The organism is Snodgrassella sp. W8135, assembly GCF_016101225.1.
In the GTDB taxonomy this organism is placed as follows: domain Bacteria; phylum Pseudomonadota; class Gammaproteobacteria; order Burkholderiales; family Neisseriaceae; genus Snodgrassella; species Snodgrassella alvi.
The window spans coordinates 19120-36056 of record NZ_JACFQX010000003.1 but is presented as its reverse complement, the minus strand read 5'-3'; the positions used below and the strand labels follow the sequence as shown (position 1 = coordinate 36056).

The 16937-nt window shown below is 36.1% G+C and carries 15 protein-coding genes and 1 tRNA gene; 12 read left to right on the top strand and 4 right to left on the bottom strand.

The genetic code is table 11. From position 1 onward, the window contains the following. Genes H3T75_RS07520 through H3T75_RS07510 form a run of 3 tightly spaced genes read left to right on the top strand, consistent with a single transcriptional unit; the run spans position 1 to position 2735 of the window. The gene (locus H3T75_RS07520) at positions 1–699 is read left to right on the top strand and encodes a VIT family protein (RefSeq protein WP_084565473.1); all 699 of its coding nucleotides are present in this window, start codon (positions 1–3) and stop codon (positions 697–699) included. 6 nt (positions 700–705) lie between these two features. Next, positions 706–1368 carry a response regulator gene (locus H3T75_RS07515; RefSeq protein WP_037475621.1) on the top strand — a complete coding sequence of 221 codons (663 nt, stop codon included), beginning with the start codon at positions 706–708 and terminating at the stop codon, positions 1366–1368. Beyond that, on the top strand, positions 1365–2735 hold the full coding sequence (locus H3T75_RS07510; RefSeq protein ID WP_198211419.1) for a histidine kinase dimerization/phospho-acceptor domain-containing protein: 1371 nt from the start codon (positions 1365–1367) through the stop codon (positions 2733–2735). Before H3T75_RS07515 ends, H3T75_RS07510 begins: the two co-directional genes overlap by 4 nt. Before the next feature lie 127 nt (positions 2736–2862). Here the strand turns inward: H3T75_RS07510 and H3T75_RS07505 are convergent, their stop codons facing one another. After that, a complete protein-coding gene (locus H3T75_RS07505) occupies positions 2863–4227 on the bottom strand; it encodes an MFS transporter (protein ID WP_025330187.1) in 1365 nt (454 codons plus the stop codon). Positions 4228–4427: 200 nt separating this feature from the next. On the opposite strand from H3T75_RS07505, the gene H3T75_RS07500 reads away from it, so the two are divergent. The 4 genes from H3T75_RS07500 to H3T75_RS07485 all read left to right on the top strand — a co-directional run bounded on the left by H3T75_RS07500 (position 4428) and on the right by H3T75_RS07485 (position 8327). Next, entirely contained in the window at positions 4428–5246 is an 819-nt protein-coding gene (locus tag H3T75_RS07500; RefSeq protein ID WP_198211418.1) for a helix-turn-helix domain-containing protein, read from the top strand. Between the two features lie 136 nt (positions 5247–5382). Further along, on the top strand, positions 5383–5694 hold the full coding sequence (locus H3T75_RS07495) for an ATP-binding protein (RefSeq protein ID WP_198211417.1): 312 nt from the start codon (positions 5383–5385) through the stop codon (positions 5692–5694). 723 nt (positions 5695–6417) lie between these two features. Next, positions 6418–7263 carry a glycosyltransferase family 2 protein gene (locus tag H3T75_RS07490; RefSeq protein WP_174829887.1) on the top strand — a complete coding sequence of 282 codons (846 nt, stop codon included), beginning with the start codon at positions 6418–6420 and terminating at the stop codon, positions 7261–7263. A 2-nt stretch (positions 7264–7265) separates the two neighbouring features. Beyond that, positions 7266–8327 (top strand): glycosyltransferase family 2 protein, encoded by a 1062-nt coding sequence (locus tag H3T75_RS07485; protein WP_198211416.1) that lies wholly within the window; start codon positions 7266–7268, stop codon positions 8325–8327. Positions 8328–9170: 843 nt separating this feature from the next. On the opposite strand, the gene H3T75_RS07480 is transcribed toward H3T75_RS07485, so the two are convergent. After that, positions 9171–9401 (bottom strand): hypothetical protein, encoded by a 231-nt coding sequence (locus H3T75_RS07480; protein WP_198211415.1) that lies wholly within the window; start codon positions 9399–9401, stop codon positions 9171–9173. A gap of 47 nt (positions 9402–9448) precedes the next feature. Further along, positions 9449–9625: a hypothetical protein gene (locus H3T75_RS07475; protein WP_172349974.1), complete on the bottom strand. Its 177-nt coding sequence runs from the start codon at positions 9623–9625 to the stop codon at positions 9449–9451. A gap of 357 nt (positions 9626–9982) precedes the next feature. Between H3T75_RS07475 and H3T75_RS07470 the strand changes: the two genes are divergently transcribed. Both H3T75_RS07470 and H3T75_RS07465 read left to right on the top strand, forming a co-directional pair. Continuing rightward, positions 9983–10058, top strand: a tRNA-Glu gene (locus H3T75_RS07470). Between the two features lie 651 nt (positions 10059–10709). Then, the gene (locus H3T75_RS07465) at positions 10710–10961 is read left to right on the top strand and encodes a hypothetical protein (protein WP_174829885.1); all 252 of its coding nucleotides are present in this window, start codon (positions 10710–10712) and stop codon (positions 10959–10961) included. Positions 10962–11660: 699 nt separating this feature from the next. On the opposite strand, the gene H3T75_RS07460 is transcribed toward H3T75_RS07465, so the two are convergent. Next, positions 11661–13703, bottom strand: coding sequence for an OPT family oligopeptide transporter (locus tag H3T75_RS07460; protein WP_084549935.1), 2043 nt, complete (start codon positions 13701–13703; stop codon positions 11661–11663). A 308-nt stretch (positions 13704–14011) separates the two neighbouring features. On the opposite strand from H3T75_RS07460, the gene serB reads away from it, so the two are divergent. The 3 genes from serB (at position 14012) to H3T75_RS07445 (ending at position 16919) form a co-directional block, all read left to right on the top strand. Further along, positions 14012–14854, top strand: coding sequence for a phosphoserine phosphatase SerB (gene serB, locus H3T75_RS07455; RefSeq protein ID WP_084586669.1), 843 nt, complete (start codon positions 14012–14014; stop codon positions 14852–14854). 109 nt (positions 14855–14963) lie between these two features. After that, on the top strand, positions 14964–15905 hold the full coding sequence (pip, locus tag H3T75_RS07450; RefSeq protein ID WP_198211414.1) for a prolyl aminopeptidase: 942 nt from the start codon (positions 14964–14966) through the stop codon (positions 15903–15905). 543 nt (positions 15906–16448) lie between these two features. Continuing rightward, the gene (locus H3T75_RS07445) at positions 16449–16919 is read left to right on the top strand and encodes a Fe-S cluster assembly transcription factor (RefSeq protein ID WP_025330177.1); all 471 of its coding nucleotides are present in this window, start codon (positions 16449–16451) and stop codon (positions 16917–16919) included. Positions 16920–16937 lie beyond the last annotated feature (18 nt).

Here is a 16937-nt window from a genome sequence, read left to right as displayed (position 1 = left end):
ATGAGCCAGTCATGGCATGATGAACAACATTTTTCTAATCGTAACAATTGGTTACGCGCAAGCGTTCTTGGCGCTAACGATGGACTGATTTCCACTGCCAGCTTGCTAATGGGGTTGGCAGCAGCCGATCCGGATCAGCATACCTTGCTTATATCCGGTATTGCAGCGCTTGTTTCAGGTGCTGCCTCTATGGCTGCCGGAGAATATGTTTCCGTTTCCAGCCAGCGCGATACAGAAGCAGCTGATTTACGCAAAGAACTGGACTCACTTATCCGATATCCGGAAATAGAACTGGAAGAACTGGCTAATATTTATCGTCAGCGTGGTTTAAACAAAACACTTGCACAACAGGTTGCCGAAGCTCTAACCAAACATAATGCCCTTGAAGCCCACGCCCGTGAGGAAATCGGTATCACCGAAGTCAGTAAAGCCAATCCGCTTCAGGCAGCTTTGGCTTCCGCACTGTCTTTTGCTTGCGGTGCTTTATTACCAGTATTACTATCTCTGTTAAGCTCTACCGTATGGCTGATGAGCATACTGTCTGTTACCACCATAGCCGGTCTTGGTATTCTGGGCTGCATATCAGCATATCTGGGCGGAGCTCCCAAACGTCCGGCTGTAATCCGAATAGTCATATTAGGTGCACTTGCACTGGCCTTTACCAGCATGATAGGTCGGATTATTGGTATCACTATATGAAAAAATATGCGTATACTGATTCTTGAAGATGACAGAGACATTGCTGACGGCCTTACTGCCGGTCTGAGCCAGCAAGGTATGGCTTGCGATATTTTTGCATCCGGCCGCCTTGGAGAACAGGCATTAAGTGTAGCGCCATACGATGCTGTAATACTTGATTTAAGTCTGGCGGAAAGAGATGGTATGGACGTTTTAAGCCATTGGCGCAGCAAGAATCTCAGCACACCGGTTTTGATTCTCACCGCCCGCGATGCCCTGCCCGACAGACTTGCCGGTCTGAATGCCGGTGCTGATGATTATTTATGTAAACCTTTTGCGCTTGATGAAGTGATTGCACGTTTGCATGCGCTTATTCGTCGCAGTCAGGGCATCAGTCAGACCGAAATTAACTTCGGGCAGCTGAGTCTGAAACTTAACTCCTGTCATGCCTGCCTGTATGGCAAACCACTTAATCTTACCCAGCGTGAATGGCTGTTATTACAGCTACTCGTCACTCATCCGCAACATGTTTTCAGCCGTGCTCAAATCGAAGATAAACTGTATAGCTGGGAACAGGAAGTCGAGAGCAATGCCATAGAAGTACACGTGCATCATTTACGTAAAAAAATCAGCACAACCATTATTCGTACCCGGCGCGGACTGGGCTATCAGCTCGGAGAGGCACCTTGAAGCCAACCACTGCTATCAGCCGGCGCTTAATTATCTATCTTGGTATCACCCTGCCACTTCTGTGGATTCTGACAGCCATCATTAGCGCAGTGGCGGTAATGCATGAAATCAATGAAGCCGGTGATACACAAATGAGTCAGCTGGCACAGCGATTATTACATACACCGATCAACCTCAATTCCAGCCAATATCCCGCTTTACCATCTATTCCAAAACCACAGCGCGGGCTTATTGATGCCAAAGAATCCGGATACGCCATCTGGTATAAAGGTAAACTGATTAATGCCGATGAAACAGGCCAGTCTATTCCCTATCAACCGGATTATCAGGGATTTATCAATCAGGGATACTGGTGGCAAAGCCATGCATGGCGTATTTTTTATCTGAACAGTCCTCAGCAGCAACTCAAAGTAGCCGTATCATTCAGTATGCACGAACGTTTGCAAACTGTATTGCGTGCAGTATGGTCACAACTGGCAGTATCTATACTTGCTCTGCCGCTTTTACTATGGCTAATTGCATGGAGTGTACGCCGCGGTACACAGCCACTTCAGACACTGGCACAAACTCTGTACCATAGAGAACCGCACAGTATTACACCTCTTTCCAATATTGTGCCTACCGAAATTCTGCCTATTATCAATGCATTGAATGATTTATTTCAGCGTATAGAACAATCTCGCGCACGTGAACTGCGCTTCACAGCAGATGCAGCACATGAACTGCGCAGCCCATTAGCTGCACTTAAAGTACAAACAGAAGTGCTGGCACTTACCAGTCTGAACGATGCTCAGCAACAGCGTGTACGCAACATTGAACACAGCATCGACCGCACTACCCGCTTAGTCGATCAGCTTCTTACTCTTTCCCGTCTTGATCCACTTACCGAGTTACCCCATACCGAAGCAGTTAACTGGAAAGATATTACCAATGACGCTATAGAGAGTGTCAGCTTGCTGGCACGTGAACGCCACTGTCATATCCTGCGGCAATTTAATACTGATGAGGCGCCAGTATTACCTATTTACGGTGACCATACCCTGCTGACTATTCTTATCCGTAATCTGCTTGATAATGCCATTCGCTATAGCCCTGAACACAGTATTATTAATTTAACCCTAAACACAAACTCTATCAGCATAACTAATCCCTGTAATGATATTGCCTCAGAAAACCTGAAACGTCTGCGTGAACGCTTTTTCCGGCCGGCAGGGCAAGAAAGCAGTGGCAGTGGCTTGGGGCTGTCTATTGTTGATGGTATTGCCCAGCTGCATTGGCTGCAAATGGAATTAGGTATAGTAAAGATTAGAAAGTATAAAAATGAAACTATTAATTTCCAGATTAAACTGCAACAAAAAGCATCATAATACAATAATATTAACTAAGGATTTGTTTGTAAGATGGTGGGGCTTTTAGCTAATGTTTGCACTATTCGCACAGCAACAGACTTGTTAATCGACGCCCAAAATTCATATAAATGAACCAAATCTTATGTTAAGCGATTTTATTCACTCGACCAAAGAAAATATAGGCAATAACAGCAATAACACCAAATACAAGAGATACAAAAAACATTACATGATAAGCATTGTTTACTGAAATTAATTGAGCTTGCGTTAGGTAGATAAGTATTCCTGATAATACTCCCCCAAATGCACCGCCAATCTGCTGTACAACACGCGTGACAGCACTCGTGTCCTTGATTTGATTTTTATCACAAAACTCGAATGGAGAAGAGAGAACAGCAATCGTGGCGATGCCTAATCCGGAGCCTCGGACAGTAAAACCGATGATTTCAGAGGCGTTCCCACCAACTTGAATAATTAATATACTGATTGCTGATATTATTAATCCTACACCAATAATTAGAAATGAATTTATCTCACTTAGAGATTTATAAATAAATTTTCTAGCCAACCAGGCACCTACACCTTGCAGGGCAAGCAGCATACCAATATATGTAATAGATACATTATCCTTTATTGCTTGTATTAAAGGAAAAAAAATCATAAAACCAAAAAAGATAAGCGATGTCAGAAACCCCATCATTATTGACATTGAGTATTTAGAGCTATTAAATGCACTTAAATCGATCAGTTTACTGTCTGACTTGTTATTAATAATAAGCGAAACCATCATCAAACCAATACCTAAAACCAGCATAATAATATTAGAAATATCAAAAAAATGCCCAGATGCGATATTTTTAATAGAGATAAAAAATAGAATTAAAGAAATTAAAAATGTCAAAAATACATAAATATTCATATTGTATTTAGACGTTTTAATATCAGGTATTTTCGTCCAGCCAAAGAAAAAAGCCAAAAGCACTAAAGGTATATTGATAAAAAAAGCTATTCTCCAATTTAACTGTTCTGATATGATTGCTCCAAAAACTGGTCCTAGTGCAGGGGCAAAGACTGACGGAATAGCAATCAATGCCATAACCGGCTTTAGTCCTTCCTTACCAAAATAAGTCGCTATTGTGGATTGAGTAATTGGAATTAATATTCCTGCACCAAAACCTTGTAGACATCTAAACAGAATCAAAGACACCAGATTATATGAAAATCCAACTAATATAGAACCTACAAGAAAAACAAAAATTGAGCATATCCATGCTTTCTTGAGTCCAAAATTTTCATGTATATAAGGAGATAGTAATATACCCGTAGAACAGGCCAGCATATATACAGTAACAGCCCATTGTATATAAGCATAAGAGGCATTAATGTCATTCGAAATTGAGGATAAAATAACATTAACAACGCTGCTATCCAGTAATGGCAATATACTAGATAGCGTCATAGCAAACACTAACTTTCTTTCTGCGACCGTCAGCTCAACTGAATGTGCCATGTCAAACTCTCTCTAGAGATTAATAAATTTGAAAATAACCAATAAATTTGTATAAAAAACTATTATTTTGCATATCTACAACTTATCTATTTATTGCTAACTTGTTATCTTCAATACAATTAAGAGGCTTCAGGATAGACAGTAGAATAGAGTTTTACTAACCAATTTAAGCCACAAAATATCCCATCGGGGCCATATAAATGAATACTCCGCTCATTTCTCCACAGATCGCTTCTTCTGATAGCGAACCAATGATCATATCGACAGTCAGCCACTCTTCACAAAGAGTGACACAACGCCATGGTCATGCGAGAGGACAATTACTCGGCACATTACAAGGTTTAATTTCAATTGAAGCAGAAAATTGTCAATGGGTAGTGCCCGCAACTCATGGTGTCTGGATACCTCCGAATGTACAGCATAGTCTTCTTGGATCACATGGACCATTCGAAGGATGGAGCATCTATATACAAAAAAACGCATGTACTAAACTACCTGTCAAACCATGCGTTTTAGAATTATCTGACTTACTGCGTGAAGCAATTACACGAACCATGTCATGGCATAATTTAGAACTGGAACCGGAACAGAAGCGATTAATTGCCGTAATCCTTGACGAGATTAGAACAATGCCTCAAGTTGAGCTAGCACTTCCAATGCCAAAAGATATGCGTCTGTTAAAAATCGCTTTAGCTTTGTGTGATAATCCTAGTGATGACAGAAAAATTAACGACTGGGGCATTTGGGCTGGCATTTCCCGACGCTCATTAACACGTCGGTTTACAAATGAAACCGGATTTAATTTCACAGAATGGCGTCAGAAACTGCGCATGTTAAAAGCATTGGAATTGCTTGCTGCCGGAAAACCAGTCACAGAAATATCTTTATATTTAGGTTATGACAATATTAGCGGGTTTATTTCTATTTTCCGACGAAATTTCGGGGTAACGCCGGGAAACTACCAAAAAGCCATGAGAAACCGTCTTTCATATCGAGACTTCACTCACACCACTATCTAAAATAATAATCATATTAATAGTAAATTAACCAAATAAATCTCTACAGAAAGTATATTTGCTTTTTACTTATTGCAATGCATAATTATCGTCACTCTTAAGCACAACAACTTCTCATTCGTAAATTTAAAGTATAAACTTGCTGGCACGTGAACGCCAATGTCGTATCCTGCGGCAATTTAATACTGATGCGGCGGCAGTATTACCTATTTGCGCTGATCATACTCTACTGACTATTCTTATTCGTAATCTGCCTGATAATGCCATTCTCTATAGTCCTGAATACAGTATTATTAATTTAACCTTAGACACAAACTCTATCAGCATTACTAATCCCTGTAATGATATTGCCTCGGAAAACTTGAAACGTATGAGTGAAAACTTTTTCCGGCCGGCAGGGCAAGAAAGCAGTGGCAGTGGTTTGTGGCTGTTTATTGTTGATGGTACATAGATTATAATTATGCTTAAATGGTTTTAAACATAACAAAAGTATCAAGGTTAAATTTCAAACGACTATAAAATATAAGAAATTTATAATATGACCAATTATATAAATTTAATTTATGTAAAAATATTTAACAATTAAAATGAACGTGTAATTTGGACATGCGTGAAAACCTTATACATTGATCAACTATCGATACACAAAATATTTCTTAAAAAGAATATATTATTTATATTGATAATATAAAATATAATTTTTAAAATTACCAAAAGATATAAATGTACCTACTTTATTTAATATAGTAAATTATTTATTGAACTCCAATATAATTGTTTATTTCAGAATTTTGATAAAAATAATTTGCAAGAATCTACTTTTAACTTTTTCATTTAGTAAATTGTAATATGAATATTGTTCTTAATTTAGTCAAAATAGTAATATATTTACATATATAAGCTATTGAGATATTATACGTAATTTACAGAATATAATACAGCAATATTGTTGGTACATATACATGTTTAAGCGGATACTATCATTTAAAGTTATTAAATTATTGGGGATTACTCTTTATATTAAGACAATTAAATCAGCAGAGGAATATGGTTAAAAATTTCCCTTTTTAAAAATAATATATTTATTTTTGAATATAAATATTCACTCGAAAATATATCAAAAAATATTTGTATAAGTTTTGACTTAATATCAGCGAATGATGGTTGGGATAATATGTTACCTGCTAAATATACACTTTCAATTGGTATAATTACTTATAATAATCCTATTGAGGAAATTGAACGAAATCTGGAGGCAATTTATAGCCAGCAATATTCTCAAAATAAAATTCACATAATAATAAGAAATCAGGGAAATTACCACACTTTGGAAGAAATACTTCTTCTTATCCAACAAAAGCAGTGGACTAACATTGATGTTTATCATGGAGAAAATATAGGATTTGGTGCTGGCCATAATGATATTTTTTCAAGGGTATCTTCAGATTCTAAAGCTTATATTTGCTTGAATCCTGATGGATTTTTACATCCGGCAGCTTTGACTGAATTAGTTAACATAGCTGAATATAATAACTGGCATGGTATATTTGAAGCAATTCATGAACCAATAATGCATCCTAAAAGTTTTAATCATAATACAGGAGAAACAGATTGGTGCTCTGGTGCCTGTATGCTTATTCCAGTTGATATTTACCAAAAAATTAACGGTTTTGATAAAGATTTTTTTCTATACTGTGAAGATGTTGATTTTTCTTGGCGAGTTAAAGCAGCGGGATATAAATGCTTTACATGTACAAAAGCCTTATTTTTTCATTATGCTATGGATAGAAAAGATAGGGAATTAGAAATATGGAAATCTGCGACATTGATAGCACATAAATGGCGCTCAGTCAAATTTAAAAATTTCGCCTTAAATCAATGGAAAAAACGTTTAGATTTATCAGATATAGATTTAAATGAACAATTAATTAATGTTCAACAACACACTGTAGATGAAGTCATGAAAGCAAATCCGGATTTTAAAAACGGTTTAAACTTCTCTAAACCGATGTGGAGATAATAATGAAAAAAAACGATTTAATTTCAATTATTATACGTACTATGCCAGGACGAGAAAAATTCTTGGATAAATGCCTGTTTATTTTGTCAGGTCAGATACACAAAAATATTGAACCAATTATTGTAGTACAAAAATTACAAAATGATGATTCTTTAGAAAAAATTGAGTCTATAGTTTCTATATGGAAAAATTATTTTAAGTGTTTTAAACTACTTAGTCATACAGCTAATCATGATGCTCGCTCTCACAGCCTAAATTTAGGAATGCAAGCAGCTACAGGACGTTATTTAGCTTTCCTTGACGATGATGATAAAGTTTATCCTGATCATTATTCCAATATGATTAGCAAGTTGCAAACGAGTACTAATGCATGGGCCTACTCCGATATTATTTTGGCAACATATAATATAAACAATCAATTGATATCCAGATTAACGCCGTTTAAAAAAGATAGATATTCATTTATTACACATCTCCAAGGTAATTTTATTCCCATTCATAGCTTTGTCATAGATAGAAATAGAGCGCAAGATATAGGCTGGGTAGACGAATCCATGGATAAAAATGAAGATTATGAGTTTTTATTACGTCTTGCATATCACTATGAACCTCTTTATGTCGAAAAATATAGTGCTGAATATAGTGTACGTTCTGATGGAACCAATACTATAATAAGTACAGGTTCATCTGTGACAGAATTATATGAAAAAAAACAAAAGTGGAATGAAGCTGAATTAAAATTAAATCAAAAAAAGATTCAGAACTTTGGATGGTGGATAAAAGAAGTTGAGTCATTATCTTCACAACACCTACATTCAGGTGTACGAATTAATTATAAGGGTGCAAAGAATAATTTAAAAAATATATATAAATCAATTTCTTGGAAATCAATTAGAATTTTTAAAAAAATAAATTGGAAACTACGCGGACGTAAGAAAAAAAGGGATATTGTACCTAAAGATGATTTACAAGCAGTAGAAATATTACTCAAAATATACTCATCTAAAAGTTGGTTGATTATTTCCCCTTTATATGCAATTGAAAGCTATCTAAGAAAATTTTAAATAATATGGTATTTATTTGAATTTTTGAAAATTAATTAAATACGATGATTTATTTAAAGAAAAGTGTTTTAAAATTATTTAGGTTATAAAAGTTTAATTAATTATAATGGTGATAAAAAAGATTTGAATAAGATAATATAAAACCTCTATAGGAAACATATATTAAGTTATATTATCTATCTATTTTTATCACCACCAACTACTTTATTGCTTTGAAATGTCTAAATGATCAATAGTAGCTGATACTATAAAATAAGGCAAAAATAATCAAATAAGTAAAAATAATATTTATAAATAAAATTCATTCATTCATTATAATTTTAATATATCAAGCATTTTTTATGGTATCGCCATTTAATATCATATATTACTTTTCCAATATATAAAATAAAGAACAATAAACTGAACAACTAAAATTTTACTTATAGCTTCAGATGATAAATTTTATAAAAAATATAAATTATACTATAAAGGGCTATTAAAACTATTTATTTAAAATAATATATTTACCATTAATATGCTATAAACGTTTTCAATATTTTCTCAAATTGATTTGAGTATAGTATTTTTGTTAGTTGATTTATGCATATACAAATCAACTATCCCCAAGAAAATAAAAAGTATTTTGAAATTAAATATATATTTCAACTATTAAGTAAAGTATATTAACCAGATAACATGCAATACAACACATACATTTTATTTAATTCAATAATATATAAGAATTAAGCTGCATCAGAACCGTCATTCTGATACAGCTTGCAGAGTTTAAATCTGTCAACTTTGTAGCCTGATTGGCCTAATCAGGCTACATTTGTACTTACCTTTTCAGATAAGATTCATTTATTGTTCATGAATTACCCGGTAAGTTGGCTGATTTTCATCGATTTCGATTTTTTTCAGCTTGTCACAACTAGGCGTACCAGCGAAGTCTTTAAATGGTGACTCCTGCTCATTTTTACAATTTTGTTTCAGGCGAATTTTATCAAATTGAGAAGGTTTATATGCAAAAACATTGCTAAATAAAAAAGATAACAGTAATATTAAAAGAATGCATGTTAAATCAGTTTTCATTTTATGAATTCCTTCTCAAAGAGAATAAAATTTAACCTATACAACTTTTATTTACTATTTAAATAATCCCAAATATAAGACAAACTTTCTCTAACTTGAAAGTTATTAGTATCACTTCCTTGATAAATGGCACGATAATTACCATAATCAATTACTTTATTAACCATATCTCTGTTAATAAGTGCTTTACACCCATTAGCTGCAGTAACAGTAAAATAAACCATATTTTCACCTTTGTAAATAAATATATAATAATTGATATGTTGTTTAAACAACAAAAATATTATATCATAAAATATTTATTTATACATAGATTTAACTAAATTTAACTATTGATCAATTTTTTATGAATATATCATTAATTGATTTTTATTTTTATAAAATTTATTCAAATAAATTTTATCATTTAATTTGTCTTTTTAAAAACAAAGCAAAGTAATATCGAAGTTGACAATATAATAATTCTGATAAAGAGATATTTCTTGTAATAATTAAAACTGTTAGAATTACTTTTCATACTTGTGAAAATGATATATGTTTATACAAATTGTAGTATCATATACACACTAACACATATTAATGCGCCTATCGTCTAGAGGCCGAGGACACTACCCTTTCACGGTAGCAACCGGGGTTCGAATCCCTGTAGGCGTGCCATTCGTTCTTACTATGAACCGCTTTTGCATTCACAATCCGTTCAGGTATATAGTTTATAACTTTTTCATCATCAAATACTTCAATACTCTCTATAAATGATTGTAATAAAATCCTTATTTTTCGTATATTCTTTATATTTGTTATGATATCCCGCAAAGCTTTAACAGCTGAATCAATTTCAATACCAGATGCCTCCACAAAGACAGGCTCAGCAGATATTTTTCCTGTTCAATTAATAGAGCTCTTTCTCTTTCATCTTAATTTGATATTTGTTTCATAATTGAACTTACTTCATCTAAACTGTTCTCAATTGTATTTATTAACGTATCACGTTTACGCTTTACATCGTTCAGTTTATTCTTAATAAATTCAATTTGTTCTTTTTGTTTAGAATTTTTAAGCATAGATATTAGGCATTCTTTTATTTTATTTAATTATATTTTAAATAAATAAAGTATTCTTAACGTGAATACTTAAATTTATACTATAGTTAATTAAATTGTATTTATTTAATAAATTGATTAATCTTTAGCTATATAACTTACTGTTTGGTTCACGAAATATTAAGATATTAATTGATTAGAAATATATTGTTTTCCATTATTAACACATTTTAATAATACCGGATATGGATTTATTAAGGTATCGATTATGAATAAACAAACACCAAAGGCTAAACCATTAGGTCGTTGTCCGTTTTGTTATAAAAAAATCCGAGCAACAATTTTAGTCAAAAATAAATTTAGAAGAGATATGTGTAAATGTCCAAATTGTGGAAAAATCATTTATGTTTGCAGAAACTTTGTATGTAAAAATTATGCAGCGGGAGGGAAATATTATGATTTTGAGCTTTGTCCTAGGTGTGCAGCGTTTATTTTAATAATCCTTGAGGCAACCGGCTAGTTAAGTTGTCCCCGCATTTCTGATCAAGTACGCTGGTCGGTATCAGTTTCAAAGATCTGCATCTGGTAAGGCAAACGCTGCAATGTTGTTATATGTAAATTACCGGCATAAATCAGTTTAATCTTCACAATACCTAGCTGATTTTTTCTTTAGTATATAAAACCTACTAACTCACGGTACTTGTAGCTTCTTCGCTCACCTGCTCACCCCCTGTCAACGTGGCACCAGGTGCGGAATGCATCCGCTGTGCATTAACAATAGAAAATAAAAATTTCCCAGTTTCCAGATTGATAATGTGAATATCAAAATTTACTATAATAAAAAGAGATATTATTACAAAAAATATAATGAATTTAGAAATCAGAGTTAGTTGATATATTAATCTGCAATAACAGTTTATTGTGCAATGTGTTCAATTATTACTGTATTCATTTTTATAATAATATTTGTTACATGAAAAATTATTCTCTATGAGGATATATAAAAAAATACTAATAAAATATTTATATAATAGTAATTTATATGATTTCTATTAACATTAGATATTTTCGAGACAGCTAGTATTGAAGCTATTTTTTTATTTTTCTTAAGTATAATGGCATATAAATATACTGTAGAACTATTTTATTTAAGTCTGTATAACTCAGAAGATATACAAAAAAACAGCGCTTTTTATGCGCTGTTTTAATTAATTAACTGTTATTTTTTTATTATTTGCCGTACCAGAATTGCCATAAATGAGATAAAGAGAAGTAAACCTAATAGTTCTCCAATTTTATCCCAACCCTGCAAATTCAAAGCCAGCGGAGATTCGCCGCCACCCAGAGCAATAGATGCAACAATTACCATAGCCATTACTACACCTACGATACTTTCACCGACTATTAATCCAGCAGCCAGTAATGTACCACGACGATCTGTGGCTTTAACCTCTTTCTCCTGAATAGCTGGATCAGTATGGCGCTTTTTGATATAACGCAAACATAAATAGGATAATACTGTTCCGATAAAGATTGGCATATTGACGGAAGCCGGCAGATAAATACCCATACCCACTGCCAGCGGAGGTACACTCCAGCCCGGACGAAGATATTTAACCACCACATCAAGCACAATCAGGAATACACCCAAAAATACGCCTGCTCTGATGTATGCCCATTCCAGATTGTGAGAAAAAATCCCTTTGGCAATAGTGGTCATCAGAGTTGCCTGCGGTGCTGACAGTGCCTGAGCAGCATCCATTCCGGCACGTGGTAAGGCTCCGGTAAAACCATAAGCGTTATACAACAGTTCAAGTACTGGTGAGATTACTATCGCACCAACAATGCTGCCAATAATTAGTGCTACTTGCTGGCGCCACGGAGTAGCCTGAACCAGATGGCCGGTTTTCAAATCCTGCAGATTATCATTAGAAATAGTGGAAATGGCCATAACCACAGAAGCAGTAAATAATGCTAAAGCTGTCATAAACTGATTACCGCCAGCTTGTGCGAAAATACCGCTAGACTGACCAATCACCATGAATACCAGCGATATAATGATGATTGAAACAATACCGATACTAGATATCGGGCTGGAAGAAGAACCAATCAGACCAGCCATATAGCCACTGGCTGCAGCCACAAGAAAACCTATAATGAAGGCCATGATGGTGGCACACGCAACCAAAGCACAGGCCAGTCCGAAAGATATCGGCGCAGTGGCAATAAAGCTGTAGAAGGTAGCAACCAGAATGATCAGAGTAGCCACTACAATCAGCATCATGGTTTTAGGCGATAAATCCTGATTTACCCGCTCCTGTGTCTTGCTGGTTTGTGAATCCGATCCAAAGGCCTGAAAAGAAAGTTTCATGCCTTCAAGCATAGGTTTGAAAAGGGTAATTAATGTCCAGATTGCAGCAACAGCGATGGCTCCGGCGCCAATATAGCGGACTTTGGTTACCCAAAGTTTAATTGCAAAATCCATCATTGAAACATTTTCAGGCATTGCAGTGGTGCTGGTGAAATACGGTACGGCTATTCCCCATGAAAAAAACATGCCTAGCAGTACAGCAATACCACCGGTAATACCTACCAGCCAACCGGCACCCAGCAAAGCCAGTGAAAAGCCCATGGGCACCTGAAATACGGCTCCGCCTACTTTAAACCAGTAACTGGCACTTTCACTTATTACGCGTAAGCCGCCGGCCAGAAAGCTGAAAATACCGGATAAAATACCACCGGTAACAATCTGCTTAACTCCGCTTTGCGGTGAATCTTCATCATTTTCCTGTGGTTGATTGTGGTCACCAGCCTTGAGTATTTCAGCGGCGGCTAAACCTTCCGGATAAGGTAAATCACTATTAACAACCAGTACATGGCGTAAAGGAATAGTGAAAATAACACCAAGAATACCGCCGGCAACGCATATCAAGGTTGTCTGCCAGAATGGAAAACCCTGCCAGTAACCAATCATTAACAAACCGGGCAGAACAAAGATAATTGAAGACAAGGTACCGGCCGCCGATGCCTGTGTTTGTACCATATTGTTTTCAAGAATATTTGAACCATGAAAGCATTTGAGTACAGCCATAGAGATTACGGCAGCGGGTATGGATGAAGCGAATGTCAGGCCAACTTTCAGCCCCAGATATACATTAGATGCAGTAAATATTACTGTAATTAATGCACCTAAGATCATACCGCGAACAGTAAGTTCGCGATACTGATCGACCGCCGATGAGGTGGTTGAGGGGTGTTGCATGTAATAACTCCATAAAAATGCGACTTGGAATAATAGCAATAATACTAAAATTTCTGGATATTTATTTATCCTTTCACAACCGCAATTTTGGACAAAAAGTTGCATTGTACAAACTCATTTGTAATTTTTCTTTATGTTTAAAGAATTTAATGTAAATTAAGTTTTTTATTTTTATTTTTAGTTTAAATAAGATTAATTTTACTCAATTTCCGGATTCTGATTTCAGCACTTATTTTCTTTTTAACTGTTGGTTGTCAAGCCTATTGTGGATGTCTATACTGAATTTTTTTTCTGGCTGTATATTTGTTATGCTTCCTGTTCTGGTTTTACAACATACGGATTTACATCTGTGTGACTTATCCCATTTAAACGCAATTATGCCGTTAAATCCGGAATATACATTTGATAATTCTGTGCTGCGACTGCCGGTTAGTGTTGATTTCGAATTATCTGAATCAGCACAGACTCAGCTGATTGAGCAAAAAATTGATTTTGCCATTTTGCCTGACCAGAATTTTGCAGACTTAGGATTAATTGTTAGTGATATGGATTCCACTTTGATTACCATAGAATGTGTGGATGAAATTGCTGCCGGAATGGGATTACAGGCACAGGTTGCGGCCATCACCGAACGCTCAATGCGCGGTGAAATTGATTTTGAGCAATCGTTACGGGCGCGTGTAGCTTTATTAAAGGGTTTACCGGTTGAAGAATTAAAACAGGTTTATGAACATGTACTGAAACTTTCTCCGGGTGCAGAATGGCTGTTGCAGCAGTGTCAGAAATATGCAGTTAAATTCATGCTGATTTCCGGTGGATTTACTTATTTTACTCAACGGCTGCAGCAACAATACGGACTTGATTATACTTTTGCTAATCAGCTGGTGATACAAGATAATGTTCTGAACGGAGAGCTGGCAGGCAGAATTATTGATGCTCAGGCTAAAGCTGATTTACTGGTTCAATTCAGAGAAAAACTTGGACTAAACCCAATGCAGGTACTGGCAATGGGTGACGGTGCTAATGATATTCCGATGCTACAGGCTGCCGGTTTTGGAGTTGCCTACCACGCCAAACCGAAAACACAGGCTGCAACGTCTATTAATGTACGCTTTGGCGGTCTGGATGCCGTGCGTAAGTGGTTTCGCTGATTGATAACCGCAGACAACCGGCAGAACAGTGATAAAACCAGATACAAATTGAATTATAATTTAATAATAATCATTTAGTTAGTTTGCAGTTGCTTTCGGGAACACATTTATGTATCCAATAACTGAACCATATCAGTCTGGATTATTGCAGGTTTCTGCAATTCATCAGATTTACTGGGAAGAAAGCGGCAATCCGGCCGGTAAACCAGTTATTTTTTTACATGGCGGGCCGGGAGCCGGAGCCTCGCCTGCATGCCGCGGCTTCTTCAATCCGGAAAAATACCGTATTATTATTATTGACCAGCGTGGATGCGGTCGTTCCCTGCCCTATGCCTGTATTGACGACAATACTACATGGGATCTGGTTGAAGATTTAGAAAAAGTTCGCAGGATGCTGCACATTGAACGCTGGCAGGTATTTGGTGGTTCATGGGGGAGCTCACTAGCACTTGCTTATGCTAAAACTTATCCGCAAAGAGTCAGTGAGCTGATACTGCGCGGTATTTTCTTGTGCCGGCCACATGAAATTGCATGGGTTTATCAGCAAGGCGCAAATCATATTTTTCCGGAAGCATGGGAGAATTATCTCGCACCGATTGCTGAAGATAAACGGCATAATTTAGTAGATGCCTATCATGAGTTGTTATGCCATCCTTATACGGATGAAACAACTCAGCTCAATGCAGCTAAAGCATGGGCCCAATGGGAAAGTAGTATTGTACATTTAGAACATAATCAGGCTGGTATAGACGAATATAATGATCCGCAGCGTGCCTTGGCAATTGCAAGGATTGAAAATCATTATTTTGTCCATCGCTGCTGGCTGGCAAGCGAATTTGCTTTACTGGAAAATATTCAGATACTGGCTGATATTCCGATTGTCATTATTCAGGGGCGCTATGATATGTGCACACCGATTGAAAGCGCATGGGAATTGCAGCAGGCTTTACCGCATGCCAGACTGGTAGTCACTATAGCCGGTCATTCTGGCTTTGAACCGGCAAATCAGGCTGCTCTGGTGGCTGCTACCGATGCTTTTGCCAGTTTATAACATTTACTTCGGACATTTCTTGCAGGTCTGAATATATTCAGACCTGTTTTATTATCAGAAATATTATTTTTTAATCAGCATAAATATTTCGAATATTAATTTCTTCCCATACAAAGTATCAATATCTTTTAAAGTTAAGCTATTAGCTCAGCTTCATTAACAACTTCAGTACTTTTACGGCTTGCATTATTTTTCATTTTACTATCCGTGAGCTTGATTCTGGCCTGTTCTCAGAAAAACCGATAATCCCGAATTTCTTAATCATTCTGTGCTTATCGTATACAAACGCTCTGATTGGATGAATGTTATTAATAATCTGGAAATATCATCCGCAAAAATTAAAACAATTCGTTCGTTTCCGCTGCCAGGCAGCTGTAAACAGTCTGTATTTCCAGTGTTTTAACCAGTATTAATTTTAGAATCTTATGTATTTGTGATGGAATTAATTCTGACATAATTACTTGATTTATCCATGAATAAAGTTGACTAAAATTGTCGGGTATTAGATAATTCATACATTGTCAATCTGTTTCGGGTTTTGTCATGCGTTTAACCACCAAAGGGCGTTTTGCCGTCATTGCCATGCTGGATTTAGCTATGCATGCGCAATCTGGTGCAGTAAACCTGACTGCAATAAGTGAACGCCAGCGCATTTCCCTGTCTTATCTTGAGCAGCTGTTCGGAAAATTACGCCGTGCCGGGCTGGTAGAAAGTATTCGCGGGCCGGGAGGCGGCTATGTACTGAGTCATGATGCTGCTCAGATTAATATTGCAGATATTATCTCTGCAGCGGAAGACACTCTGGATGCTACCGTTTGCGGCGGTCATGCTGATTGTCAGGACGGTTCACCCTGTCTGACTCATGACTTATGGGCAAATCTGAATAAAACCATAGACAGCTATTTGCGCGGCATTACTTTGCAATGCATTCTGAATCAGCGAACTTACCATAACAACAGTAATGAAAAAAAAAGCAACCCGGAGCAGCCTGTTACCTTAATTAATCTGCATTAATACTCCGGCGCAGCCATA

Excerpts from the sequence above, each read along its gene's own strand:
- H3T75_RS07520 (WP_084565473.1), top strand. The coding sequence starts at position 1 with ATGAGCCAGTCATGGCATGATGAACAACATTTTTCTAATCGTAACAAT.
- H3T75_RS07515 (WP_037475621.1), top strand. The coding sequence starts at position 706 with ATGCGTATACTGATTCTTGAAGATGACAGAGACATTGCTGACGGCCTT.
- H3T75_RS07505 (WP_025330187.1), bottom strand. The coding sequence starts at position 4,227 with ATGGCACATTCAGTTGAGCTGACGGTCGCAGAAAGAAAGTTAGTGTTT.
- H3T75_RS07500 (WP_198211418.1), top strand. The coding sequence starts at position 4,428 with ATGAATACTCCGCTCATTTCTCCACAGATCGCTTCTTCTGATAGCGAA.
- H3T75_RS07490 (WP_174829887.1), top strand. The coding sequence starts at position 6,418 with ATGTTACCTGCTAAATATACACTTTCAATTGGTATAATTACTTATAAT.
- H3T75_RS07485 (WP_198211416.1), top strand. The coding sequence starts at position 7,266 with ATGAAAAAAAACGATTTAATTTCAATTATTATACGTACTATGCCAGGA.
- H3T75_RS07480 (WP_198211415.1), bottom strand. The coding sequence starts at position 9,401 with ATGAAAACTGATTTAACATGCATTCTTTTAATATTACTGTTATCTTTT.
- H3T75_RS07475 (WP_172349974.1), bottom strand. The coding sequence starts at position 9,625 with ATGGTTTATTTTACTGTTACTGCAGCTAATGGGTGTAAAGCACTTATT.
- H3T75_RS07465 (WP_174829885.1), top strand. The coding sequence starts at position 10,710 with ATGAATAAACAAACACCAAAGGCTAAACCATTAGGTCGTTGTCCGTTT.
- H3T75_RS07460 (WP_084549935.1), bottom strand. The coding sequence starts at position 13,703 with ATGCAACACCCCTCAACCACCTCATCGGCGGTCGATCAGTATCGCGAA.
- serB (WP_084586669.1), top strand. The coding sequence starts at position 14,012 with ATGCTTCCTGTTCTGGTTTTACAACATACGGATTTACATCTGTGTGAC.
- pip (WP_198211414.1), top strand. The coding sequence starts at position 14,964 with ATGTATCCAATAACTGAACCATATCAGTCTGGATTATTGCAGGTTTCT.
- H3T75_RS07445 (WP_025330177.1), top strand. The coding sequence starts at position 16,449 with ATGCGTTTAACCACCAAAGGGCGTTTTGCCGTCATTGCCATGCTGGAT.